The 21483-nt window shown below is 63.3% G+C and carries 24 protein-coding genes and 1 pseudogene; 11 read left to right on the forward strand and 14 right to left on the reverse strand.

Annotated features, from left to right (window positions below; all coding sequences use genetic code 11):
• Window positions 1-27 precede the first annotated feature (27 nt).
• Window positions 28-861 carry an AraC family transcriptional regulator gene (locus QCM77_RS32055; protein ID WP_279667928.1) on the reverse strand — a complete coding sequence of 278 codons (834 nt, stop codon included), beginning with the start codon at window positions 859-861 and terminating at the stop codon, window positions 28-30.
• A 178-nt stretch (window positions 862-1039) separates the two neighbouring features.
• Here QCM77_RS32055 and QCM77_RS32060 point away from each other — a divergent pair, with 178 nt between their 5' ends.
• Window positions 1040-2629: a carboxylesterase/lipase family protein gene (locus QCM77_RS32060; protein ID WP_279667929.1), complete on the forward strand. Its 1590-nt coding sequence runs from the start codon at window positions 1040-1042 to the stop codon at window positions 2627-2629.
• A gap of 54 nt (window positions 2630-2683) precedes the next feature.
• Here QCM77_RS32060 and QCM77_RS32065 read toward each other — a convergent pair whose 3' ends face one another.
• From QCM77_RS32065 to QCM77_RS32075, 3 genes are read right to left on the reverse strand one after another with little or no spacing between them, the layout of a single operon-like run.
• Complete coding sequence (locus QCM77_RS32065; protein ID WP_279667930.1) at window positions 2684-3130, reverse strand: PIN domain-containing protein; 447 nt, start codon at window positions 3128-3130, stop codon at window positions 2684-2686.
• A complete protein-coding gene (locus QCM77_RS32070) occupies window positions 3127-3414 on the reverse strand; it encodes a hypothetical protein (protein WP_279667931.1) in 288 nt (95 codons plus the stop codon). Before QCM77_RS32070 ends, QCM77_RS32065 begins: the two co-directional genes overlap by 4 nt.
• Window positions 3415-3468: 54 nt before the next feature.
• Complete coding sequence (locus QCM77_RS32075; RefSeq protein WP_279667932.1) at window positions 3469-4728, reverse strand: serine hydrolase domain-containing protein; 1260 nt, start codon at window positions 4726-4728, stop codon at window positions 3469-3471.
• A gap of 239 nt (window positions 4729-4967) precedes the next feature.
• Between QCM77_RS32075 and QCM77_RS32080 the strand changes: the two genes are divergently transcribed.
• A complete protein-coding gene (locus tag QCM77_RS32080; protein ID WP_279667933.1) occupies window positions 4968-5318 on the forward strand; it encodes a EutQ-related cupin domain-containing protein in 351 nt (116 codons plus the stop codon).
• Between the two features lie 187 nt (window positions 5319-5505).
• Here QCM77_RS32080 and QCM77_RS32085 read toward each other — a convergent pair.
• Together QCM77_RS32085 and QCM77_RS32090 are read right to left on the reverse strand one after the other, a co-directional pair.
• Window positions 5506-6274: pseudogene (locus QCM77_RS32085) on the reverse strand (SDR family oxidoreductase).
• Between the two features lie 166 nt (window positions 6275-6440).
• On the reverse strand, window positions 6441-7322 hold the full coding sequence (locus tag QCM77_RS32090; protein ID WP_279667934.1) for an AraC family transcriptional regulator: 882 nt from the start codon (window positions 7320-7322) through the stop codon (window positions 6441-6443).
• A 148-nt stretch (window positions 7323-7470) separates the two neighbouring features.
• Between QCM77_RS32090 and QCM77_RS32095 the strand changes: the two genes are divergently transcribed.
• Window positions 7471-7626, forward strand: a complete 156-nt coding sequence (locus QCM77_RS32095) for a hypothetical protein (protein WP_279667935.1) — start codon at window positions 7471-7473, stop codon at window positions 7624-7626.
• A gap of 78 nt (window positions 7627-7704) precedes the next feature.
• On the opposite strand, the gene QCM77_RS32100 is transcribed toward QCM77_RS32095, so the two are convergent.
• The 3 genes from QCM77_RS32100 to QCM77_RS32110 all read right to left on the reverse strand — a co-directional run bounded on the left by QCM77_RS32100 (window position 7705) and on the right by QCM77_RS32110 (window position 9724).
• On the reverse strand, window positions 7705-8109 hold the full coding sequence (locus QCM77_RS32100) for a nuclear transport factor 2 family protein (RefSeq protein ID WP_279667936.1): 405 nt from the start codon (window positions 8107-8109) through the stop codon (window positions 7705-7707).
• A 1-nt stretch (window position 8110) separates the two neighbouring features.
• Complete coding sequence (locus QCM77_RS32105) at window positions 8111-9007, reverse strand: MBL fold metallo-hydrolase (RefSeq protein WP_279667937.1); 897 nt, start codon at window positions 9005-9007, stop codon at window positions 8111-8113.
• A gap of 72 nt (window positions 9008-9079) precedes the next feature.
• The gene (locus tag QCM77_RS32110; RefSeq protein ID WP_279667938.1) at window positions 9080-9724 is read right to left on the reverse strand and encodes a DsbA family protein; all 645 of its coding nucleotides are present in this window, start codon (window positions 9722-9724) and stop codon (window positions 9080-9082) included.
• Window positions 9725-9834: 110 nt separating this feature from the next.
• Here QCM77_RS32110 and QCM77_RS32115 point away from each other — a divergent pair, with 110 nt between their 5' ends.
• A complete protein-coding gene (locus tag QCM77_RS32115; protein ID WP_279667939.1) occupies window positions 9835-10740 on the forward strand; it encodes a LysR family transcriptional regulator in 906 nt (301 codons plus the stop codon).
• Between the two features lie 91 nt (window positions 10741-10831).
• On the opposite strand, the gene QCM77_RS32120 is transcribed toward QCM77_RS32115, so the two are convergent.
• The gene (locus tag QCM77_RS32120) at window positions 10832-11794 is read right to left on the reverse strand and encodes an AraC family transcriptional regulator (RefSeq protein WP_279667940.1); all 963 of its coding nucleotides are present in this window, start codon (window positions 11792-11794) and stop codon (window positions 10832-10834) included.
• A gap of 216 nt (window positions 11795-12010) precedes the next feature.
• Between QCM77_RS32120 and QCM77_RS32125 the strand changes: the two genes are divergently transcribed.
• From QCM77_RS32125 to QCM77_RS32135, 3 genes are all read left to right on the forward strand, one after another.
• Complete coding sequence (locus QCM77_RS32125; RefSeq protein WP_279667941.1) at window positions 12011-12781, forward strand: alpha/beta hydrolase; 771 nt, start codon at window positions 12011-12013, stop codon at window positions 12779-12781.
• A 75-nt stretch (window positions 12782-12856) separates the two neighbouring features.
• Window positions 12857-13732, forward strand: coding sequence for an alpha/beta fold hydrolase (locus QCM77_RS32130; RefSeq protein WP_279667942.1), 876 nt, complete (start codon window positions 12857-12859; stop codon window positions 13730-13732).
• A 63-nt stretch (window positions 13733-13795) separates the two neighbouring features.
• Window positions 13796-14290: a DUF302 domain-containing protein gene (locus QCM77_RS32135; RefSeq protein ID WP_279667943.1), complete on the forward strand. Its 495-nt coding sequence runs from the start codon at window positions 13796-13798 to the stop codon at window positions 14288-14290.
• A 43-nt stretch (window positions 14291-14333) separates the two neighbouring features.
• On the opposite strand, the gene QCM77_RS32140 is transcribed toward QCM77_RS32135, so the two are convergent.
• On the reverse strand, window positions 14334-15230 hold the full coding sequence (locus QCM77_RS32140; RefSeq protein WP_279667944.1) for a LysR family transcriptional regulator: 897 nt from the start codon (window positions 15228-15230) through the stop codon (window positions 14334-14336).
• A gap of 262 nt (window positions 15231-15492) precedes the next feature.
• Between QCM77_RS32140 and QCM77_RS32145 the strand changes: the two genes are divergently transcribed.
• The 3 genes from QCM77_RS32145 to QCM77_RS32155 all read left to right on the forward strand — a co-directional run bounded on the left by QCM77_RS32145 (window position 15493) and on the right by QCM77_RS32155 (window position 17862).
• Window positions 15493-16227, forward strand: a complete 735-nt coding sequence (locus QCM77_RS32145; RefSeq protein ID WP_279667945.1) for an SDR family NAD(P)-dependent oxidoreductase — start codon at window positions 15493-15495, stop codon at window positions 16225-16227.
• Between the two features lie 41 nt (window positions 16228-16268).
• Window positions 16269-16862 carry an NADPH-dependent F420 reductase gene (locus QCM77_RS32150; RefSeq protein ID WP_347882405.1) on the forward strand — a complete coding sequence of 198 codons (594 nt, stop codon included), beginning with the start codon at window positions 16269-16271 and terminating at the stop codon, window positions 16860-16862.
• Between the two features lie 187 nt (window positions 16863-17049).
• Window positions 17050-17862, forward strand: coding sequence for an SDR family NAD(P)-dependent oxidoreductase (locus QCM77_RS32155; protein ID WP_279667947.1), 813 nt, complete (start codon window positions 17050-17052; stop codon window positions 17860-17862).
• A gap of 67 nt (window positions 17863-17929) precedes the next feature.
• On the opposite strand, the gene QCM77_RS32160 is transcribed toward QCM77_RS32155, so the two are convergent.
• The 3 genes from QCM77_RS32160 to QCM77_RS32170 all read right to left on the reverse strand — a co-directional run bounded on the left by QCM77_RS32160 (window position 17930) and on the right by QCM77_RS32170 (window position 20506).
• On the reverse strand, window positions 17930-18673 hold the full coding sequence (locus QCM77_RS32160; protein WP_279667948.1) for an SDR family oxidoreductase: 744 nt from the start codon (window positions 18671-18673) through the stop codon (window positions 17930-17932).
• A 492-nt stretch (window positions 18674-19165) separates the two neighbouring features.
• A complete protein-coding gene (locus QCM77_RS32165) occupies window positions 19166-20038 on the reverse strand; it encodes an NmrA family NAD(P)-binding protein (protein ID WP_279667949.1) in 873 nt (290 codons plus the stop codon).
• A gap of 45 nt (window positions 20039-20083) precedes the next feature.
• A complete protein-coding gene (locus QCM77_RS32170; protein WP_279667950.1) occupies window positions 20084-20506 on the reverse strand; it encodes a DoxX family protein in 423 nt (140 codons plus the stop codon).
• A gap of 120 nt (window positions 20507-20626) precedes the next feature.
• Between QCM77_RS32170 and QCM77_RS32175 the strand changes: the two genes are divergently transcribed.
• Window positions 20627-21483: LysR family transcriptional regulator (locus QCM77_RS32175; protein ID WP_279686178.1), on the forward strand; the 857-nt coding region annotated here is incomplete at its 3' end.

Below are 21483 nucleotides of genomic sequence, written 5' to 3' on the forward strand. Positions count from 1 at the left end.
AGAACCTCGCGGAAGCTAAAAGGTGGATTACGCCTTCGGCTTATCCACCCTACGATCTCCCTGCGTAGCACCAACATCCTGCACGACACTCGCGAGATATTTCGCCGGCGGCTTCCCGAGCGCCTTCTTGAACATGGTGATGAAGGCCGCGACGGATTCGTAGCCGAGGTCAGCCGAAACCTGCTGCACGCTGGCGCCGGACGTCAGTTCCCGTAATGCGACGATCAGATGCAATTGCTGACGCCAGCGCCCGAAGCTCAGCCCCGTCTCCTTGACGACGAGACGCGCGAGGTTGCTCTCGCTCAGCGCGACGCGATTGGCCCATTCGGCCAGCGTCCTGCGGTCGGAAGGGTCTTTTGCCAGCGCTGCAGCAATCCGCTTCAAGCGCGGCTCGGGCGAGAGCGGCAGATGGAGCTGCTGGATGGGCATGCGGGGAAGCTCGCGCAGAAGGACGCTCGCCAGAAGGTCCACCCTCGCCTGATCATCCGCGATCTGATCGGACAGCTCGACGATCACTTCACGCAGCAGCGGGGAGATCGAAAGCGTGCAGCACCGATCCGGCAGGTCCACGAGGTCAGGCTCGATGTAGACGAAAAACAGCCGGGCATTTTCCGTCGCGAGGTTGCTGTGCTGCATGCCCCCGGGAATCCACACCGCGCAGTGCGGCGGCACCATCCACAGGCCGGTGGGAACGCGACAGGTGACGGCGCCTCCCAGCGCGAAAACGAGTTGCCCTTTGCGATGCCTGTGATCGGGCACCTCGGCCTTGGTCCCGATCACGTCAACGCGCACGGCGATAACCGGCGCGGAGACATCATCCACGTCGAGATCAGGCCATGGAAAACGGAGGGGTTGCCGCATGCTTGCCGGTTTTTAGCAATTGATTGCCGGAATATCTAAATCGAGCGAAGGCGAAAGTCGATAGGTTCTCGCCGTGGCAAGCGGTTCGCCGCGGCCCATCCGTCCATGAAGGCTGAGCACTTCCATATGCGATTGCCCCAGGCGGCTACCGGGCGCGCCGCGATCAGGAGATACGACCATGCATGCCTTTACGACCGCGACAGCAGCCGGGCTGGAGCGTGTGGTCCGCACGCAAGCAGGCTTCGTGCGTGGCGGCCTGCGCGATGCCAGCGGCGTGCTGGCATTCAAAGGCATTCCCTACGCAGCACCCCCGGTCGGGCGTTTGCGTTGGTGCGCACCGCAGCCGCCAGCTCCGTGGGATGGCGTGCGCGATGCGCTCGGGTTCGGCGCGGGGTGTCTATCCGCGCTCGAAAACGACCAGAGGCCGGGACCGCGCGACGAGGATTGCCTTTATCTCAATGTCTGGACCGCGGCGAAGCACGCGGACGAGAAGCGGCCCGTGATGGTGTGGGTTCACGGCGGCGGCTTCCAGTTCGGCTCCTCGACCAATCCCGCGACCGATGGCGGCGCGTTGGCCGCCAGGGGTGTCGTGGTCGTCAGCTTCAATTATCGCCTCGGCATCTTCGGGTTCTTCGCCCATCCCGATCTCGATACGGAAGCACCGTCCGGCAATTACGGCCTGCAGGATCAACTGATGGCGCTGCGCTGGGTCAAGGCCAACATCGCCGGCTTTGGCGGCGACCCCGATAACGTCACCCTGTTCGGCGAATCCGCCGGCGCCATGGCCGTCGGCATCTTGATGGCCTCGCCGCTCGCGCATGGACTGTTTCACAAGGCCATTGGACAGAGCGGCGCGTTCTGGGATGGCAAACACGGCCCACTCCAGAGCTTTGAAGAAGCCCGCGCGCGTGGTCTCGCGTTCGCCCGGCAACAGGGCAACGCGTCCATCGCGGCTTTGCGCAGCGTGCCGGCCGACCGGTTGAATGCAGCCGCGCCGTGGAGTTTCAGGACCAGCCCCGTCGTGACCGCTTTCTCACCGAGTATCGATCATCACGTGGTGCCTGATGTACCCGCGCGGCGATTCCTGCGCGGCGAACAGATGCAAATCCCGCTGCTGGCGGGCTGGAATGCTGCCGAGGAATTTCCTTTCACTGCACAGTCACTCCCCGATCAATCGGCGCAAGCCTTTCTCGCCGCGGCCGAGGCGATGTTCGGCAATGAGCGCCTGGCCGATTTCCTGAAGGTCTATCCCGCCGCGACCGACGCGGAGGCCACAGCGTCCGCGGCCGCGCTCACAGGCGACACTGTGGTCGGCGAGCAATGCTGGCAGTGGCTGCGGCTGCATCGACGCGAGGGACGTGCGCCCGTCTACGGCTATCACTTCAGCTACACCTCGCACTACACGCCGATCGCCTCGCACGTCACGGACATTCCGTTCGTGTTCGGCACCCTGACGCCGCAACAGGTGATCGGCAGCACAACGCCGCCGGCCGAAGAGGACCGTGCTCTGGCGCGAGCGATGATGGCCTATTGGGTGAATTTCGCGGCGCACGGGGACCCCAACGGATCAGGCCTGCCACCCTGGCCCGCTTATGACGAGAAGGACGTCGTGCAGATCCTCGACACAACGATCGAAGCGCGTCCCAATCCGCAGGCCGCCCGCTTCCGCTTCCTCGACAGTTTCAGGCAGGACGGCATTTTGCCGATGCGCTGGCGCAACATGCCGCAGACGGCCTGCTCCCATCACGAGGCTGAACTTCACGCATGAGACGTTCTGTTCATCCACGCGGCTGAAAGGTCAGTATCGGCTGCGTTTTACCTCTCAGGCCGGTTTCGCACCGCTATCCGCAAACGCGCGCATGAGGTTCGGCGTCGACCATGTCGCGACACCGGTTCCGGCAAAGTCGCGGTCTGTCGTCCAAACGTCAGCCTCGACGCTCCAGGCCAGCGCCAGCACATGCGCGTCGCGTTCGGACCCATTGCGGCTCGCCACGGCGTCGCGAAGCGTCTCTTCGCATCGGGCGAGCATAGGCTCCAGTGCGGCTACGGGAACGATCGTGAGCAGCTCCGCCAAGGCGTCGAGCAACTCGATCAGCTCCGGACGCCGCAATCCAAGCGCGATACGCCGACGCGCTTCCTGCACAACGCGGTCCGTCGTCACCAGGATCGCGATTTCAGCAGCCTTCAGGAGCGCGCCGGAGCTTCGGCCTCGAACGGCGGCAATCAGAATGGCTGCATCAATGACGATCGTGGTCGACGGTCTTCTCATGCCTTCGACTTGGCTGTGAGCCTCTTCACGGCCGAGACCGACCAATCGATCGGATCGACGTCGCCGAATTCGGCCAGCGCGGCGTTGTCCGCGGCCACGTCTCGCCCCTTCGCGAACCGTTCGGCCCGCGCCAGAACCGCCGCGAGCCGGTCCGGATCGACCGCCTTGAGAGGGATGAGCAGCCCTACAGTCCGCTCACCCGATTTGACGGGCGTCGGGCCGGGCAACGCGCCGATGGCCTCCCCGGAAATCTTCTGCAAATCGCGGATGCTGATGTGCGCCATAACGATTACATACACCCATATGTAATTTTCTGCAAGTGCCGGGCGCCTGCGCGTTCACCCGTCCGCCATCAGCTCCTTCGCCAGCGCCATGTAGGCCGGCAGCGTCACGGGATCGTTGGCGGCGTTGCCCGCTGCAGGGTGCGATGCGTAGCGCGCGATCACCATCTCGGCCCTGGGATCGATATAGATGCCCTGGCCGTGAACGCCGCGCGCCATGTAGGCGCCGTGGGCATTGTGCGTGATCCACCATTGATTGCGGTACGAAGCGCCGGGCAACGTGGTGTAGCCGGCCGGCTTGAATTTTTCGGGATCGCCGCCGCGCGCGATGTCCTCGACCACCGTTTCAGGCACAATCTGACGGCCGTTGAAGCGGCCATGATTGCGCATGGTCTCGCCGAAGCGGGCGAGATCGCGCAAGCAGGTCGACAGGCCGCCACCGCCGCTTTCGGTGCCGATGCGGTCGACGTGATAATGTGCGTCCTCCTCCGCGCCGATGCGAGTCCAGATGCGCTCGGAGAGGAGATCGGACAGCGTCATGCCGCTGGCGCGCCTGATGATCCAGGCCAGCACGTCGGAATTGACGGTCTTGTAGGCAAAGGCCTTGCCGTGCTCGCCCTGCTTCTTCTGCGCCACGAGGAAATCGAAAATATTGGTCGGCCCGTCATAGCCCGGCTCGATCGGCGCCATGCCGTTGGCACGTCGCAAGCCCCACACCGCGGAATTCCTGTCGGTGTAAACTTCGGTGTATGCGAGCCCCGTGGTCATATCCATGGCCTCGTGCACGCGCGCATCGCCGAAGGCGCTGGCCTTCAGCTCCGGCACATACTCCGTAACAGGCGCCTGCGGATCGATCTTGCCCTCGGCGATCAACATGCCGGCGAGCACACCCGTGAACGACTTCGTCACCGACATCGCGATATGCGGCTTTTGTGGCTTCAGCGCGCCGAAATAGCGCTCATAGATCAGCTTGCCCCGATGCAGCACGGCGATGCCGTCGGCATAGGTTTCCTCGAGCATCTTCGCGAATGTCATGGGCCGGCCGTCCATCGTGATCGAGGTGGAGGCGCCGATGTCATGGTCTTGGCGCGGCAGCACCGACGCAGGCCCCGCCCCGCGCCAGACGTTCACGGTCGGCACCAGCTGGCGGATGTTGCTCCACGCCCAGCGCAGCTCGGGGAAGCTGCGGAACGAGCCGTTCTGGAAGGCGATGCTGCGATCCGGTGACGGCGGGAAGCCTTTCATCCAGCCGAAGGTTTCGGGATCGGTTTCGGCGGCGGTTGCGGGCGGCTGGCTCGGGGCGGTGACGGCGGACATGAACATTGGGCTCCGGAAGCGAACGACGGGGATTTCGTATCATGGAGATCAGTGGCGAACATCCGGTGTTTGCGCCGAGGTGACCGTCGTCGTGCGCTTGGCACAGACCGTCTCCTGCGCTCGACCCGTCTTCGACGCCATCTGCGTCAAACGGCCCGCAAGGCTCGCTGAACAAAACACCTGCTTGGCGCGTCTATCATCCCCACGCAGCAAACCGGCCGCAAGACGGATGGAATCCCATGAAAGTTCGCAAGTTTGCCATTCCCGACGCAACGTTCGAGCGCTCGCCCGGACAGGATGGAGAGGTGTTCGCCGGCAATGTGATCGACCAGCGCCACGGGGCGCCGATCACCATCGGCTACGGCCGCTACGCGCCCAACCAGAGCATCGACGAGAAGCTCGCCGTGGACGACGTCATGATCGTCCTCGAAGGGAAGCTTTCGGTGTCGAGCGAAGGGAGCACCGTCACCGCCGGTCCGGGCGATATCGTCCACATGCCCAAGGGCGAGCAGGTCACAATCCGCTCGCACGAGCAAGGCGCCGTCACCGCCTATGTCACCTATCCGCATTGGCAGGAGGCGCGCGGGTGAAGCAGGCTCTCGCGCACGGCACACCGCTAAAGCGCGATGAGACGAGGATGAATCATCATCGCGCTTTAGGTTGTTGTTTGAGCATGATCTTTTCGGAAAACCGCTTCGCACTTTTCCGGATCATGCTTTAGGACCTGGTCTGATCGACGGCGCAGGGCCCCGTCGATCAAGCCAGGCGGCTTGGTCGTCAGGTCAGGCGGACCGACATGCCGCCATCGACCGTCATGGGGCTGCCCGTCATAAACGACGCCCGGTCACTCAGAAGAAATACGGTCGCTTGCGCGATCTCCCTGGGACTGGCCATCCGCTTCATCGGGTGGAGCCCGGCGATGAAATTCAGTGCGTCGGGATTTCCTTCGCCCGCCGCCGGGGTGATGGTCCCTCCAGGCAGAAGCGCGTTGACGCGAATGCCTTCGGCCGCATGCTCGGCGCCCAGTGATCGAGCCAGGCCGATCAGGCCTGCCTTTGAGGCTGCGTACGCCGCCATCCCCGGCATACCCCCGTTGCTGAAGCCAACGAAAGCCAACGAAGGACGAGGTAAAGACGATCGAACCGCCGCCCTGCTTCCGCAGCGCCGGGATTTGCGCCTTTGCGCCGAGGAACGCCGAGGTGAGATTCACCGCAAGCACATCGGTCCAATTTTCGACGCTCATCTCGGGGACCGGCGTCATGTCGCCGACGACGCCGGCATTGTCGAAGGCGCCGTCGAGCTTTCCGAAGGTTTTGACTGCGTGCTCCACAAGGCCGGCAGCATAGCCGGTGTCCCGAACGTCGCCCGCGAGAAAAGCCGCGCGCCCTCCGGCGCTTTTGATGCTTTCAACAACGGTCTGCAGCTCGGGGGCGCGACGAGCCCCGAGCACCACATCGGCGCCTTCGGACGCGAACAGCGACGCCGCGGCAGCGCCGATACCGCTGCTGGCGCCGGTTATGATGATCGTCTTGTTTGCAAGTTCCACCGCGAGACACTCCTGACGTCAAAAGGAGCCGAACAAGACATCGGGCATCTGCCGGCCGCCACCCGTTTCCCGAGTCAAACGCGGGATCGGATCGCGGCGGCATTGATTGCGGAACAGCAGCCTGCCGGTTTCTTGCGATCGGAAGGACAGGCGGCCATCAGCGGCGCTATTTCAGCGGCAGAAAAACGTCCGCGACCGTCTCATGCTCCGGCACCTCCGGGAAGAAGCTCAGCCGCTGGCAATAGATCGGGAAGTCGCGTGCCTCCTCGCCGCTGGCCGGAAGCCAGTCGCGATAAAGGTAGAGCGCGGCGGGCTCGAGATTGTCGGTGTTGCCGACGACGCGTAGCACCGCGCAGCGTCCGCCAGGGATCTCGCCGGCCTTGATCTCTTCGCCGTTCGTCTCGATCGGCTGATCCGTACCGACACAAATATCCATGCTGTAATCGGCAGGCGAGCCAGGACGCCGCTCGGAACGCCAGACACTGAAGGTCGGACTTGTCCTGGGGTGCAGGTTAGCGGCCTTGCGCCACGCGATGAACCGCTGGATGGTCGCGGGAAGCGTCGCCGGGTCGCCCCGATGCTCCATGATCGCCACCGGCGTCGGAGGCACATCGCGGATCGTCACGTCGTCGTTGGTAAAAATCTTCTGCATGAGCTTGCTCCTGGCGTTGTCGAGAGGCCCGAAGGCCGCAAGCCACGGCTCCCAGTCGGGAGACTTCCGGAACGACGACGGCGTTTGCCCGAACCGTTGCCGAAAGGCGCGGGCGAAGGCATCCGGTGCATCGTAACCGGCATCCATCGCGATCTCCGTGACGCCAAGGGCGTCCATGTAGGCCAGCTGATGCCAAGCGCGCTTCATACGGGCGAGCTGGACATAGCGATGCACTGACAACCCGAAGGTCGCGGTGAACTGCCGGTGGAAATGAAACTTCGAGAAGGCAGCAACAGCACTCACCGTTTCCAGGTCCAGATCGCTGTCGAGATGCCGGTCGATATGGTCCAGCACCCGTCGCATCCGAGCCTGATAGTTTTGCAGCGCCGCCTTCATCGTCCCTCCTCCGTGGCGGCTCCATCTAGTCGCAGACGGCCATGATTTGCCCGACCGATCTTGCGGTTTGGCATGGATCCCGTCGATCCTATTTGTAAGGGTGATGGGCACCTGCGCAAGGATCAGACGGCGGCAACGGAAGCGGCGGGTGGCCGGCGCGGGCCGTTCTATTCGGGTGATGACGCTGCCGCAAAGGCCGAGGTCCGGCTTCTTCCCGGTAGACCTGGGATCGCTCGACGTCGGCGGACGATTGGCAAGCTTGCCCTTCGGCGCGCTGGCCGCGCACAACTTCATCAAGATCTAGCAGGCGTCAGAACGAAAATGGGGAGCCCGCGTGTCGTGGGCTCCCCTCTCTCGACATTCCGACGACGTCATCCGGCTGTTAGTGGCCAGCAGGCTGCAGCGCCTTTTGCACCATCGCGGTGTCGACATATTGCGTCATGCTGGCGATCTTGCCGTCCTTCACCAGATAGAGATGCGCGAACGTGGCGCGCATGGCCTTGCCCGTCGCCTTGTAGGTCCCGGAGTAGACACCGAAGGCCGCGACGCGATCGCCGTCTTCGAGATAGGTGTGAACATCGGCGCGGTAGCCGGTCCATTCGGTGGCGAGACGCCGGAACACGCCTGATATGATCGCGTCGGGTCCGACATAGGTGCCCGCGTACGGAAACCCTTCCGCTTCGGTCCACGCGGCGTCGGGGGCGAGAGCGGCCAACAGGTTGCGGCCGTTCTCTTCCGACGATGATCCCTCGTAGGTGGCGCGGATCAGATCGAGGTTGCCCCCCATCTCAGCCCCACTTCATCTCGCCGGTGGCGACCTTGGAGCCGATGTCGAGCGCAACGCCCATGCCGAGGCCGGGGAAGCGCGCCTCCATCGCCGCCTTGAGCGCCGCGGAGTCCTTGGCCTTGGCCAGCTCTTCGTCGAACGCCTTGAGGTAGGCGATGGAGTGTTCGGCACCGGACAGATCGGTCTTTGCATCCACCGACAAATGGCCGGGCACGACGATCGCCGGCTTGCGCGCCGCGATCTTCTCGAGATTGGCGATCCAGGCGGCGCGCTGCTCCCTGGTCGGCGTGTCGGCGGTCCAGACATGGACGCCGGAGAAGATCAGCACGCCGCCGAACACCGCGTTCAGAGACGGCACGAACAGATAGCGCCGGTTGACCAGCCCTTCCGCGCTGACGATCTCGATGGTCTCGCCGTCCACGCTGAGCGTCTTGCTGTCGAACGCTTCGGGGATGACCACGTCGGCAAGCACCTGCGGGCCGTTCTCCTTGAGCTGCGGCCCCCAGACCGCAAGCTTCTTTTCGACGCTGGCGTTAATGGCCGCCACAGTTGCGGGCGCCGCGATCACGCGGGCCTCCGGGAACGCCGCCTTGATGGCGCGGAGGCTGAAATAATAATCCGGGTCCGACTGGGTGATGTAGATGGTGGTGAGCTTCTTGCCGGTTGCCTTGATGGCTTCTGCGACAGCCCGGCCATCGGGTAGCGTGAAGCCGCCATCGATCAGCACGGCCTCGCTCGGCCCGGACACCAGAACGGGAGCCCGGAAGAAGCCGTTCTGTCCGGCTGGAAAATGCTTCCAGGCGAGCCCGCCGGCGGCATGGCCGAGGCCTGCGGGTGCGAAGACTGCCGCGGCGCCCGCGGCGAGAGTGGTTTTCATGATGGTTCTCCTTGTCAGCATGTTGGTCTCCTGGTGCTGGTCTGCGATCGCGAAATTCAAGCTGGGTGATCCGGTCTCTGTTGATCGCTGCGCTCAGGCCGCCTTCAGTCCCTCGACCAGGACCTCCACGCTGCCGAACAGCGCGCTCGCCTGCATCAGGCGGCGATCGTGGCCCGCCCCGACGATCAGGGCCGGGACGCCGTTGACGCCGAACCGACGCATCTCGGCACGCGCAGCCTCGAGGCGCGCGCGATAAGCGACGATCAATGCGGCGTCGGGCGCCGCCAGGCGCGCGGCAACCTCCGGCAAATTCATCGCGCGCAGCACATCAGACAGAACGGACATGTCCGTGCTGTCGCGGCCTTCGACATAGCGGGCGACCTGAAAGGCTTTCAGAGCCGCGAACTCCCGATCAGGCGCCATAAGCGCGACTGCCGTGAGTGCCAGTGTTGCCGGGCCGGAATCGAACAGGCGGGTGCGATCGCCCAGCACATCGCGGCGATAGGCTTCGCTGAAGGGCTGGCCGCTCAAGCGCGAAATCCGCTGGTCGTTGGTCCAGGCATAAGCGGCAAAGCCGTCGTCCATCGGACGGGCGCCCTCGCCGGCGAACAGGCCTGTCGGCGCAAGTTCGACAGCGAAATCCGGCCGGGCGACGAGCTGTTCGAGCAGCCTGGAGGCGCCGTAGCACCAGCCGCAGAGCGGATCGAACAGGTAGGTGATGTGAATGGGCGCGGACATTGCGATCCCCCTGAACCGCAATGTGGCACGCGCAAATTGATAGAGAAATATCAACAAAATAAACATAATGTATGTCAATAACTGACAATCGATCTGATCGGACCGAGCCAATGAACCTGAACCGCCTGGCCTATTTCGCAGCCGTGGTGGACACCGGATCCTTCACGCGGGCAGCGGAACGGCTCGGCATCACCAAGGCCGTGGTGAGCCAGCAGGTGGCGCAGCTGGAGCGCGATCTCGGCACCAGCCTTCTCGTTCGCACGACGCGCCGGGTTCATCCGACCGAGGCGGGCCGCATGTTTCATGCGCGCTGCGTCATGATCCTGCGCGAAGCGGAGGATGCCTTCGACGAACTCGCCCAGGCAGCCGCCGAGCCGGCCGGCACCTTGCGGATCACGGCGCCCAACGATTACGGCACCGCCGTCGTCGTTGCCGTCGTCACGGCGTACGCGGCACGCTATCCCAACTGCCGGGTGGAGTTGACGCTCGGGGATGAGACGGTCGATCTCGCCTCAGGCCAGATCGACATGGCGATCCGTGTCGGCTGGCTGGTCGATTCCAGCCTGCAGGCGCGCAAGATCGGCGCGTTCCGGCAATGTCTGGTCGGCGCTCCCGCATTCACGGATCGGATCGCCGCCGCGCGCGATCCCGACGATCTGGTGGCGCTGCCGTTCATCGCCAACATGGCGCTGCGCGACCCGCTGCTGTGGCAGTTCTCGCGGGGCGATCTCGATCGACGCGCCGTGCGCCTTGAGGCGAGCATCGCCATCGACACGACGCCGGGAGTGCTCGCGGCAGTGCTCGCCGGCGGCGGCCTTTCGGTGCTGCCGGATTTCCTGGTGGCCGACGATCTGGCGGCCGGGCGCCTCATTCACATCCTGCCGCAATGGCAACTGCCATCCGGCGGCATCCACACGGTCTACCCCGCGGCCCGCTTCCGTCCGCCCAAGGTGACCGCGTTTGTGGAGATGCTGATCGCGGCTCAGCGACAGGCGAGTTCGATTGGGACGGATTAGCGGCGGAGCCAATTTGCGGCCACCCCGTCCGCTGGACCGCTTACTGGTCTCAAACAAGTTGAGTGCACTGCACCGTAATTCTGACGCACGTTCAACCGGAGACGTTCAGTTCCGAACCGTGCGGTTCACCTTGGCTCCCATCAAGGCGCTGTGCGGCCCGGTAGCGGCCGGGCGACAGGCCATGATGTCGATGAAAGAGTTTTGAAAACGCCGCCGCGGTCTCGTAACCGACCCGGCTCGCAATCCGTGCGATGGGCTCGTCGCTGGTTTCGAGCAGGAACGCCGCTTCCGCCATCCGGCGTTCGATCAAATAACGCTGCATGGACTGGCCGACGAGCCTGGTGAAGCGCGCCGAAAATGCCGAGCGGCCGAGCCCGACGCGTTGGCCGAGGTCGCTCAGGCTCCAAGGCCGCTCGGGGTTTTCGTGAATCAGCTTGAGCGCCGGTCCGATATGCGGATCAGAGATAGCCCCGAGCCAGCCGCCTTGTCCGGGACTGAGGGACGCGATCCAGCTTCGGAGCGCCTCGACGAACAGCACTTCCGTCAGTCGTGAAAGCGCGACGCGCTGGCCGGGACGCTCGAGCGCGGACTCGCTGACCATGCGGCGCAGGATGGCTTCGAGCCAGCCACCGTCCGCCGTCGGCTTCAGCAGGAGCACGGGCGGAAGCAGCTCCAGCACGCTGCCAAACATCGGCCGAGACACGGTGAAATTGCCGCAGATCATGGTCGAGAGCGGCTTGGCGCGACTGCCGTGACGAATGATGCCAAACCGCGACGATGCTCGATCGATATCCATGATCCGCAAAGGCTCGGCCCGGCGATCCGAATAAAACATATGGGGCTCGCCGCGTGTGATGACGACGAAATCGCCCTCGGTCATCTGGATTTCCTGTCCCTGCTCGAGCGCGAGGGTCGCCGAGCCTCGGCTGAGATAGTGAAACAGCGCGTAAGGGCGCGCCGGCAGCTCCAGATTCCAGGGATGGCCGAGCTCGAAGTGGAAGAGCAGCGTCCCTCCGAGACGAACGCGATCGAGCACCTGGGCGAGGATGTCCATGCGCCCAGATTAGTCCGGTGGACGATCGGACACAACATGCGGACGATTGATCCCTACTGTCCGGGATGCCTGCGGACTACCTCATGCCGCGGCGGGCCGACGTCACGCGCGGCAACCATTTCGCCAACGGCGGATGGAAGAAACCGCGGCCTGGCTGGAAACGCCTGTCCATTCCCCCGGACCTCATTCTGTCCAACACACCAATAGGAACATTCAATGCTAAATACCCTCCTCTCAGCCGTCACCGTACTCCTGGCCGGAACGACATTGGCCGGCTCCGCTTCTTCCGCCGAACTGCCCAAGGGAGCAGCCCACAACATCGTGCTCGTGCACGGCGCTTTCGTGGACCAGACGAGCTGGCGGCCCGTTGCCGATATTCTCTCGAAGAAGGGCTACAACGTCACGCTCGTGGAAAATCCGCTCACCTCGCTCACGGCTGACGTCGATGCCACCAAGCAGGCGCTCGCGAAGCAGGACGGCAAGACCGTTCTGGTCGGCCATTCATGGGGCGGCGTGGTGATCACGCAAGCCGGCAATGATCCCAAGGTCTCGGCGCTGGTCTATGTCTCCGCCTTCGCGCCGGAGGTCGGTCAATCGCTGGCGTCGCTGGCCAAGGCCGGCCCGCCGACCGAAGGCGGCAATGCGATCCATCCCGACGCCAAGGGAAATCTGTACATCGATCCCAAGGTGTTTCCGTCGGCCGTCGCGGCTGACCTTCCTCCGGAGATCGCCGAGCACCTGGCCAACTCGCAGCTTCCGCTGAACCACGTCGCGTTCGAAGCCCCTGTCACCGTTGCGGCCTGGCGCGACAAGCCGACGTTCTACGTCCTCACCACGAAGGACAAGGTCATCGCGCCCGAGGCCCAGAAGTTGTTCGCAACCAGGATCAAGGCTCAGGTGACGGAAGTCGCCGGCAGCCATGCCTCGCTCGTTGTGCACGCGAAGGAAGTCGCCGAGGTCATCGAAAAGGCCGCGCTCGTGAAGTGACGAACCTGCTCCCGGCGCTGTCGCGCCGGGAGCGCACCCGCTCGATCATTTCATGCCAAGCATCCGGAGTACGATATGACTCAACGCGACATCGCGAACCAGGACGCCTTCACTCTCGAAACGGCGCCAACGCGTTATATCGAAGGCCACGGAATCCGCTTCGCCTATCGCCGTCTCGGCCCCGCGACAGGAATTCCGCTGATTCTTCTGCAGCACTTCTCGGGAAACATCGACGGATGGGATCCCGCCGTCGTCAACGCTCTGGCCGTTGATCGCCCCGTGATCGTCTTTGACAACGCAGGGGTTGGCCGCTCGACCGGTCAAACGCCCGACAACGTCGCGGCGATGGCACGAGACGCGGTCGATTTCATCGACCTGCTCGAGCTTATTGAAGTGGACCTGCTTGGCTTTTCCCTCGGCGGCTGCGTCGCGCAGCAGATCGCCGCCGAGCACGGACAGCTGGTCCGCAAGCTCATACTTGTCGGTACCGCGCCGAAAGGCGGAGAGGAACACCTGTTAGCGGTTCTTCAGGAAGCGTTTTCCAAAACCGATGCGCCAGACCCCCGCCTGCCGCTGTTCTTCACGAATTCAACAGCCAGCCGGTCGTCCGGCTTCGCCTTCCTGAAGAGGACGAAGGTGCGCAAGGATGATCGGGACACCGATAACGGCAGCGCGGTCACCGATCCGCAGGCCAAGGCGCTGATCACCTGGTGCGCCACACCTGACCCCGGGCACGCCATTCTGCGCGCTATCCGCCAGCCCGTTCTTGTGGTCAGCGGCAGCCACGACACCATGCTACCTGCCAACAACGCTTACGCAATGTTCAAGGAACTCAGCAACGCTCAGCTGGTCCTCTATCCCGATTCAGGGCACGGCGCCCTGTTTCAGCACCACGAGATGTTTGTCAGCCACGTCCGGACTTTCCTGGACGCACAGCCCGCGGCCGCATGACACAAGGCGCGTTCCGACGGGATCAGGCGCACTTTATCCATGAGAGTTGTTGCAGAGGACAAAATGACAATCACTAAAATCGAAGTGGAGCGCTTCAGCTTCACGAGCCTAAAACCATTCGACGCTATTGTGGCGGCGCTCAAGTCGGCGGTCGGGCAGCCCAACATGGTCGAATTTTTCAAGGAAACGAAGGCGACAAATTCCTTCCCGGATTTGGAGCGCGTTGTACGAAGTGGCCTCGGCCGAACCGACCTCATGCTCTTCGCGGAATTTGACCTGGGCGACATTCTGCGTCGCGAAGCCGGATCCAGGACGCCCAAGATCATACGGCTTGTGATCGGCAATCCACTCATCATGAAAGAAATGGTCAAGCACGTGCCCGATGCCGGATCTTACGCTCCAGTCACGGTGCTCATCGATGAGCGTTCCGATGGCGTGCATGTCTCTTACGACAAAATGGAGAGTTTTCTGCTGCCTTATGGCAATTCGGACGCACTCTCCGTCGCCCGAAATCTCGACGCGAAAATCACAACCTTGCTACGCGAATGTGCAAGCTGAACGTCCTCGACGTCTTCGGCCGATGGAAGTGCGATGCCGGGCTTCAGTCGCGCGATATGGACAGCCCCGCGAGAAGCGGAGCGTACGCGGCGAGCCTGCGGGATACGAACTCGGTGAAGAGCCGCACGCGCTTGGTCTTGCGTGTCTCCCCCTGTGTGAGGAGCCAGAGCGTTCCGTACATGTGCAGCTCGGTGCCCGGCACCCGCACCAGAAGAGGGTCGGCATCGCCGACGAAGCACGGCAGTGTCGTGATCCCGAGCCCTTGCCGCACAGCAACGATCTGCGCCCCGGCGTCCGTGGTCCTGAATGGAACCCCCGCGGTGCGGACCTCACCCTCGCTGGCCCAGTCCGGGATGCCATGAATGCTGATGACGATCCAGCGGATCGGATCAGGCGCGCCCGCACGCCACGCGGCTAGCCGATCCCGGGACATGTAGACGGCGCCGAACAGCTCCGGTCCCTTGATGCCGTGAAGATTGAGCGGCAGGGTTTTGCGGTCGTAGACGACACGGATTGCGACGTCGGCCTCCCGGTTGGTCAGATTGGCCAGCTCGCCGGACGACAGGATGTCCATCTCGATGTCCGGATGCAGACGCGCGAAATCGGCAAAATCAGGCATGAGCAGGTGGGTCGCCAGCGGCGGCGCCAGCGTCACCCGCAGACGCCCGCGCACGCTCTGGTCGCGCCCGAACACGCGCGTCTCCAGCTGGTGCGAGGACGCTTCCATCTGGTCCGCGAACTCGAGGACCTCCTCGCCCGCAGCCGTCAGGCGGTAGCCCGAAGGCAGCTTTTCGAACATGTGGACCCCGAGGCGTTCCTCGAGCTGGGCGATGCGTCGCAGCACGGTCGCGTGGTTCACGCCGAGGCGCTCGGCGGCAGCCCGCACCGAGCCTCCGCGCGCGACGGCAAGAAAGAAGCGAACGTCATCCCAGTCGATCATGGTGCAATCCCGCACCGCGCGGTGCGCCTTCCAAAGCCCGTATCTAACGCGTCGTACAGCAGTACGGGCGGTCATCATAGCCTATGCCGGACACCCAATTCCGAACGGCGGACACCGATCATCGCGGCTGGCGTCAGTCGTCCAGCCGGATCGATTTCGCACCACCGATGTGCGCGCTTCCGCACTCAACGCCTGACGCGAGCGGACCTATGTCGAGGTTCTCGGGGACAGATGCTGTCCCGACACCACGAAAGGAGAAGTTGTGGGAAAGCTTGAGGGTAAGGTTGCAGTCATCACGGGCGGATCGAGCGGCATGGCGCTGGCGAGCGCCAAACGGTTCGTTGAAGAAGGCGCCTATGTTTTCATCACGGGCCGGAGGCAGGAGGCGCTCGACGAGGCCGTCAAGCTGATCGGCCGGAACGTGACCGGCGAGCGCGGCGACGCGGCCAATCTCGACGACCTCGACCGTCTGTTCGATACGGTCAAGCGGGAAAAGGGCAGGATCGACGTCCTGTACGCCAGCGCCGGCACGGGCGAAGCCGTCCCACTGGGAGAGATTACCGAGCAGCACTTCGATGCGACCTTCAACCTGAATGCGCGCGGCACGCTGTTTACGGTTCAGAAGGCGTTGCCGCTGTTCAGCGATGGCGGATCGATCTTCATGACCGGGTCGGTTGCTTCGATCAAAGGTTTTCCTGGTTACAGCGTGTATGCGGCGAGCAAGGCGACGCTGCACGCATTCGCACGCGGGTGGCTCAACGAACTCAAGAGCAGGAATATCCGGGTGAACGTGCTGCACCCGGGGCCGATCGCCACACCGATGCAGGACCAGGTTCTCACCGAGGAAGCGAAGCAGATGTTCGAATCCCTGATCCCGCGGGGAAAGATGGGGCGTCCTGAGGAAATTGCGGCGGCCGCGCTGTTTCTTGCTTCAGACGATTCGAGCTTCGTGAATGGGGTGGAGTTGTCTGTCGACGGCGGCTTCTCCGCCATCTGAAGCGCCGGGGAATCAATATCAACACGGATCGGAGAAGCATGATGAGCTACGCGATTGTAGGATTCGGCAAGATAGGCCAGGCCCTCGCCCACGCCTTCGCCCGTAAAAACATCGACGTGATTGTCGCGAGCCGCCGGCCGCCCGAGGCGTTGGCGCCGCAGGCTCGGGCGATTGGACCCAGGGTCGTCGCGAAGTCGCTGCGGGACGCACTCGAGGCCGACACGATCATCCTGGCGGTCCCGTTCGGGGAGCATCGCGAGGTCGCGAAGGCCCTGCCGAGCTGGAAAGGCAAGACGATCATCGACGCGACGAACGGGTTTGGAGAAGAGCTGGACGGTCTTCTGTCCTCCGCTGTCGTCGCGAAGGCGTTCACCGGCGCCAAGCTCGTGAAAGGCTTCAATCACCTGGGTGCGGCCAAGCTGGCTGCCGATCCGGTCGTCGAGGGCGGCCACCGGGTCGTCTTTCTGTCTGGTGACGACGAGGACGCGATCACTCCCGTGGCGGCCTTGGCCAAGCAACTCGGGTTCGCACCCGTGAAGCTGGGCAAGCTCAACGAGGGTGGCGCGCTGGTGCACGCACGCGGCCGCGTTTGGGGCCCGCTCATCTTCCAGGATCTGTTCCGGAAGGAGCAGTAATCGATCCACGGCCGTGTGATCGACGCCGAGAACCGGTCGCGCGCTAACTTCCTTGAGCAGCGCGCGACCGAATATTTGAAGGCCACAAAGTCGCGAAGGTTGGGATGGGCCTGACGGCGTATGGGCCGAGTCGCCTGGACCGGTGGATCAATCGCCTTGTTCACCTATAATCTGGAGATGAAATAGCATGCATATCGAACTCAACGGCCGCAAGGCGATCGTTACGGGCTCTACGGCAGGCATCGGCCGTGCTACCGCGGAGGGACTGGCCCGTGCCGGCGCATCGGTCGTCATCAACGGCCGTGGAGAAGCCCGGATTGACGAGGCGGTGCGGCAGATGCGGCAGGCCTTTCCCGGAAGCGACATCTCGGGCATCGCCGCCGATCTTGCGACAGCGGAGGGCGCCGAGGCCTTGATCGCGCAGGCGCCGGACGCCGATATCCTTGTGAACAACGTGGGCACGGCTCACATCCGGGGCTACAGTGGCGTCGAGGACATCGCGAAAATCCCCGACGAAGACTGGCTCGGCCTCTTCCAGTTGAACGTCATGAGTGGCGTGCGCGTGACCCGTCATTACCTGCCGCGGATGGTGGCGAAAGGCTGGGGCCGCGTGGTGTTCGTAAGTAGCGAGTCCGCACTCAACATCCCCAAGGAAATGCTCGACTACGGCATGACCAAGACCGCTCAACTCGCGGTCTCGCGCGGGCTCGCCGAGGCGGTCGCGGGCACGGGCGTCACCGTCAACGCCGTCCTGCCGGGACCTACCCGCTCTGAGATCCTGGGCGACTTCATGGCGAAGCAGGCTGACGCAAACGGGATCACGCAGCAGGAAGCCGAGCAGGGCTTCCTGAAGGCGATGCGTCCGACCACCCTCATCCAACGCTTCGCGACCACCGATGAGGTGGCCAACATGATCATCTACGCATGCTCGGAGCAGGCTTCGGCGACAACCGGCGCGGCTTTGCGGGTGGATGGCGGCGTGGTCCGCTTCGTCGCGTAGCTGCCGAGACGTTTATGGCGCCATTGGCGCCGACCAGCGGACGGTCGACGCCAGCATGGCGGCGGGCTCAGGCCTGTTGGGTGGGATAAAGCGTGAGGATGTTGACGTTGACCCTGCGCGGTTGCGTCACCGCGTAGAGGATGGCGGCGGCGATGTCCTCGCTCTCGAGCTGCTCCATGTCTCCCAGTCTAGTCTCAACCGCCTGGCGGACATCGGGACGCATCTGCGCGACAAACTCGGTCTTGACGGCCCCGGGCTCGATCGTCGTGACGCGAATGCCGTCCTTCCCGACCTCGCGTCGAAGCGATTCCGCCATGGCGCTGGCAGCATGCTTGGTGCCGGAATAGACCGTCGAGGCATGGATATAGCGTCCGGTGCCGGATGAGAGAATCACGATATGTCCCGAACCTTGCCGCTTCATCCCCGGCAGCGCGGCATGTATCGGGTAGAGCAGCCCCAGGAAGTTCACGTCGATCATCTGACGGTATTCAGCCGTCGTAGTGTTCTGGAACGGCGCCGCCACGCCCACGCCGGCGATGCAGAGCAGCATGTCGAGCCGACCAAACTCCTCGACAGCGCGCCGCACCATCGCCGAGACCTGTGCCTCGTCCGAAACATCGACTTCGAGCGGAAGCGCCTGGCCGCCGGCTTGGCGGATACGCGCCGCAAGATCACCCAAGCGCTGCATGCGCCGGGCTGCGATCGCCACGCGCGCACCCTCGCCTGCCAGAGCCACGGCCGTTGCTGCTCCAATCCCGGATGATGCTCCGGTCACCAGCGCGACTTTTCCAGTCAGTTTGCCTGTGCCCATGTGATGTCTCCGTTAGTCTTGTTCCCGCAGCTCACAGCATTGAACGACTTCTTGACGAAATCGCGGTGCGGCTTGTGCGGAGCGGACGTGCACCACGATCAGAGGCGAGGCTGGCGCGCAACGGTAGCGTCACGCCCAATTACAAATGCGACGGATTTCGCTGCGGTCTGTGATTACGGTGACAGTGCACAAAACTCACCTTTGAGTTTAGTGCACTGTCACCGTAACTGCCCGCAAGTGTCCCACCTGAAGCATGGGGAGTTTTAGCACCGCAATTCCTTGGACATGAAGGCGGGCTCCGGAGGGGCGATGCAAAGCTCGTATCACGGGACCGAATGGTGGGACATCCAGCGTTTGTGCAGAGCGCCTGCGCGCCAATCAGCAGCTTTCATAGGACAAAAAGAGATTACGGTGACAGTGCACAAAACTCACTTTGAGTTTAGTGCACCGTCACCGTAACTCAGTTCCTCTCATGCCTGATCCGTCCCGGCCTTACACCTTGGCGGCGTTCTGTGCAGCCTCGAATACATCGCGTGCGGACGTCTTACCCGCTACGTACTCCGCACCCTCTACTCCGAGGTCCATCCATCCTGCATTCACGGCCTCAAACATTTCTTCGGCAGGTCTGGTGTGGCCCTTCGGGATGCCGAACTGCTCGAACGCTTCCGCCCACCCTGCACGCGGGACTGCAAAGGCTTTCACGTCAAGATTCAGGACTTCACCCAATTGCTCCGCGACTTCATCCGCGGTGACCATCGAACCAAGCTCGACGACGCGCTGCCCTGACCACGCTGGCCCGGTCAAAAGGGTTGCGACCTCCGCGCCGATGTCGTTCGTCGCGACCATGGTCGATTTCCGGTTTGTCGGATTGTAGTAGACCGGCAGCGTTCCGCCCTGTGCGACCTGCAAGCCGTAGAGGAAGTTTTCGAAGAATCCGCCTGCGCGCACAAATGCGATTGGCGATATCAGATCGCGAAAACCTCGCTCCAGAAGCGACAAGGCAGTGATCATCCCGAGCCCGCTGGTTCTGTTCGCACCCATCGACGAAAGCGCAACCACTCGCGGCAGCGCTACCTTGGTGAGCGCCTCGACATAGTTTGCAATCACGCCCTTTGCTTCTTTGTAATCGGGCGAAGGCGCCCAGACAGCCGGCAACATGACAAACGCGCCGTCGACGCCCTTGAGCGCTCGCTCGATGGCGGCGGCATCGTTCCAGTCGCCGTCGACCAGTTCCACGCCCTGCTCCGTCCAGCTTGCCGCCTTCGCGCGGTCGCGGACTAGCGCACGGACCTTCTTGCCCTGCGCCAGCAAATGCCTTGCCGTCGCGCCGCCGACTTTTCCCGTAATTCCCATCACTAAAAACATGTGTTTTCTCCTGATCTTGAGAGACAGAGCACTGCCCCTGTTGGTTCAACGGATGAGCGGCAGAAGGGCCCGGACACGCGGATCGCGCGCGTAGAGGCCGCCCCATGTCAGCGCGCCCAGAAGCAGGGAAATGAGTTCCGGCGGCGATCCCAACTCACCAATGCGGACATGGGCGCAGATGGCGCCGCCCAGAAAGCCCGTCACCAGGATCGCGCCAAGGACGGCGGTGGCTGGGATGGCGTAAAGGATGGCGCAGGCGAGGATGATCGGACCCAGGGTACGGGTCAGGTCCAGCGCGAACCCGGTTTCCTGCAACGTGCTGGCGATCTGCGCCGGCGCGAAAAGCTGAATAGTGCCGTCTGCCACCAGAGCGATAACGACAACCGCGCTCATTATCCGGCCGGCCCACAGGGCGCGATGCAGGGTCATAGTTTCAGGCATCTGATGCAGGTTCATGGTTTCGGACATTTGTCATTCTCCGATCGGGGCATTCCCACATTCGGAAGCTTATTGTTCCCGCTGAGTGTGATAAACACCCAGAAATTGAACTAACTGTTCTCCTGTGGGGAACAATACGGGGTCGCGAAAATGCAGAATCTCGAACCCATCCTGATTTTCACAACGGTCGCGGAAATGGGGAGCTTCACCCGCGCAGCCGATAGCCTGGGCATCCAAAAGGGAAGGGCCTCAACGGCGGTCCGGAAGCTGGAAGAATATCTCGGTGTGAGACTCCTGCACCGGACGACGCGCAGCGTGCAGTTGACGGAGGACGGACGCGCATTTCAGGCCCGTGCCCGCGACCTGCTTGCTGAAGTCGATGACCTGCACTCGATGTTCGCAGGCGATCGCGTGGCACTTCGCGGGCGTTTACGGGTCGATCTTCCAACCGAGGTGGCGCGCACAACGATCGTGCCGGCCTTGCCGGATTTCATGGCGACTCATCCCGAGTTGGAGTTGGAGGTGTCGAGTACGGATCGGCAAGTTGATCTGGTTCAAGAGGGGTTTGACTGCGTATTGCGACTTGGTCCCATTGGGGACGAGACGCTGATTGCTCGCCCGCTGGGCAAGTTGCGCATGGTCAATGCTGCCAGTCCCGCTTATCTGGCGCGCTATGGCGTCCCTCGATCGCTGGAAGATCTCCAGCGTCAGGAACATCGGACAATTCATTTTGCGACGATGCTGGGCGCAAGGCCCTATGGATGGGAATATCCGGACGGCGACAGCTACGCGACGCTTCAGTTGCCAGGTGCGCTACAAGTCAACAGCGCGCAGACCTACGAAGCCGCCGCCCTCGCCGGCCTTGGCCTGATTCAGGCGCCGCTCTTGGGGATTGGCCGATACTTGGAGAGTGGAGCGCTTGTGGAGATCATACCCGATTGTCGTCGCCGGCCGCTCGCCGTGTCCCTCGTCGTGGCACATCGGAGCAACCTGTCGCGCCGAGTTCG

The sequence above is a fragment of the Bradyrhizobium nivariense genome (genome assembly GCF_029846695.2).
In the GTDB taxonomy this organism is placed as follows: Bacteria; Pseudomonadota; Alphaproteobacteria; order Rhizobiales; family Xanthobacteraceae; genus Bradyrhizobium.

Coding starts and splice junctions, on each gene's coding strand:
- QCM77_RS32055 (WP_279667928.1), bottom strand. CDS start 861: ATGCGGCAACCCCTCCGTTTTCCATGGCCTGATCTCGACGTGGATGAT.
- QCM77_RS32060 (WP_279667929.1), top strand. CDS start 1,040: ATGCATGCCTTTACGACCGCGACAGCAGCCGGGCTGGAGCGTGTGGTC.
- QCM77_RS32065 (WP_279667930.1), bottom strand. CDS start 3,130: ATGAGAAGACCGTCGACCACGATCGTCATTGATGCAGCCATTCTGATT.
- QCM77_RS32070 (WP_279667931.1), bottom strand. CDS start 3,414: ATGGCGCACATCAGCATCCGCGATTTGCAGAAGATTTCCGGGGAGGCC.
- QCM77_RS32075 (WP_279667932.1), bottom strand. CDS start 4,728: ATGTCCGCCGTCACCGCCCCGAGCCAGCCGCCCGCAACCGCCGCCGAA.
- QCM77_RS32080 (WP_279667933.1), top strand. CDS start 4,968: ATGAAAGTTCGCAAGTTTGCCATTCCCGACGCAACGTTCGAGCGCTCG.
- QCM77_RS32090 (WP_279667934.1), bottom strand. CDS start 7,322: ATGAAGGCGGCGCTGCAAAACTATCAGGCTCGGATGCGACGGGTGCTG.
- QCM77_RS32100 (WP_279667936.1), bottom strand. CDS start 8,109: ATGGGGGGCAACCTCGATCTGATCCGCGCCACCTACGAGGGATCATCG.
- QCM77_RS32105 (WP_279667937.1), bottom strand. CDS start 9,007: ATGCTGACAAGGAGAACCATCATGAAAACCACTCTCGCCGCGGGCGCC.
- QCM77_RS32110 (WP_279667938.1), bottom strand. CDS start 9,724: ATGTCCGCGCCCATTCACATCACCTACCTGTTCGATCCGCTCTGCGGC.
- QCM77_RS32115 (WP_279667939.1), top strand. CDS start 9,835: ATGAACCTGAACCGCCTGGCCTATTTCGCAGCCGTGGTGGACACCGGA.
- QCM77_RS32120 (WP_279667940.1), bottom strand. CDS start 11,794: ATGGACATCCTCGCCCAGGTGCTCGATCGCGTTCGTCTCGGAGGGACG.
- QCM77_RS32125 (WP_279667941.1), top strand. CDS start 12,011: ATGCTAAATACCCTCCTCTCAGCCGTCACCGTACTCCTGGCCGGAACG.
- QCM77_RS32130 (WP_279667942.1), top strand. CDS start 12,857: ATGACTCAACGCGACATCGCGAACCAGGACGCCTTCACTCTCGAAACG.
- QCM77_RS32135 (WP_279667943.1), top strand. CDS start 13,796: ATGACAATCACTAAAATCGAAGTGGAGCGCTTCAGCTTCACGAGCCTA.
- QCM77_RS32140 (WP_279667944.1), bottom strand. CDS start 15,230: ATGATCGACTGGGATGACGTTCGCTTCTTTCTTGCCGTCGCGCGCGGA.
- QCM77_RS32150 (WP_347882405.1), top strand. CDS start 16,269: ATGAGCTACGCGATTGTAGGATTCGGCAAGATAGGCCAGGCCCTCGCC.
- QCM77_RS32155 (WP_279667947.1), top strand. CDS start 17,050: ATGCATATCGAACTCAACGGCCGCAAGGCGATCGTTACGGGCTCTACG.
- QCM77_RS32160 (WP_279667948.1), bottom strand. CDS start 18,673: ATGGGCACAGGCAAACTGACTGGAAAAGTCGCGCTGGTGACCGGAGCA.
- QCM77_RS32165 (WP_279667949.1), bottom strand. CDS start 20,038: ATGTTTTTAGTGATGGGAATTACGGGAAAAGTCGGCGGCGCGACGGCA.
- QCM77_RS32170 (WP_279667950.1), bottom strand. CDS start 20,506: ATGTCCGAAACCATGAACCTGCATCAGATGCCTGAAACTATGACCCTG.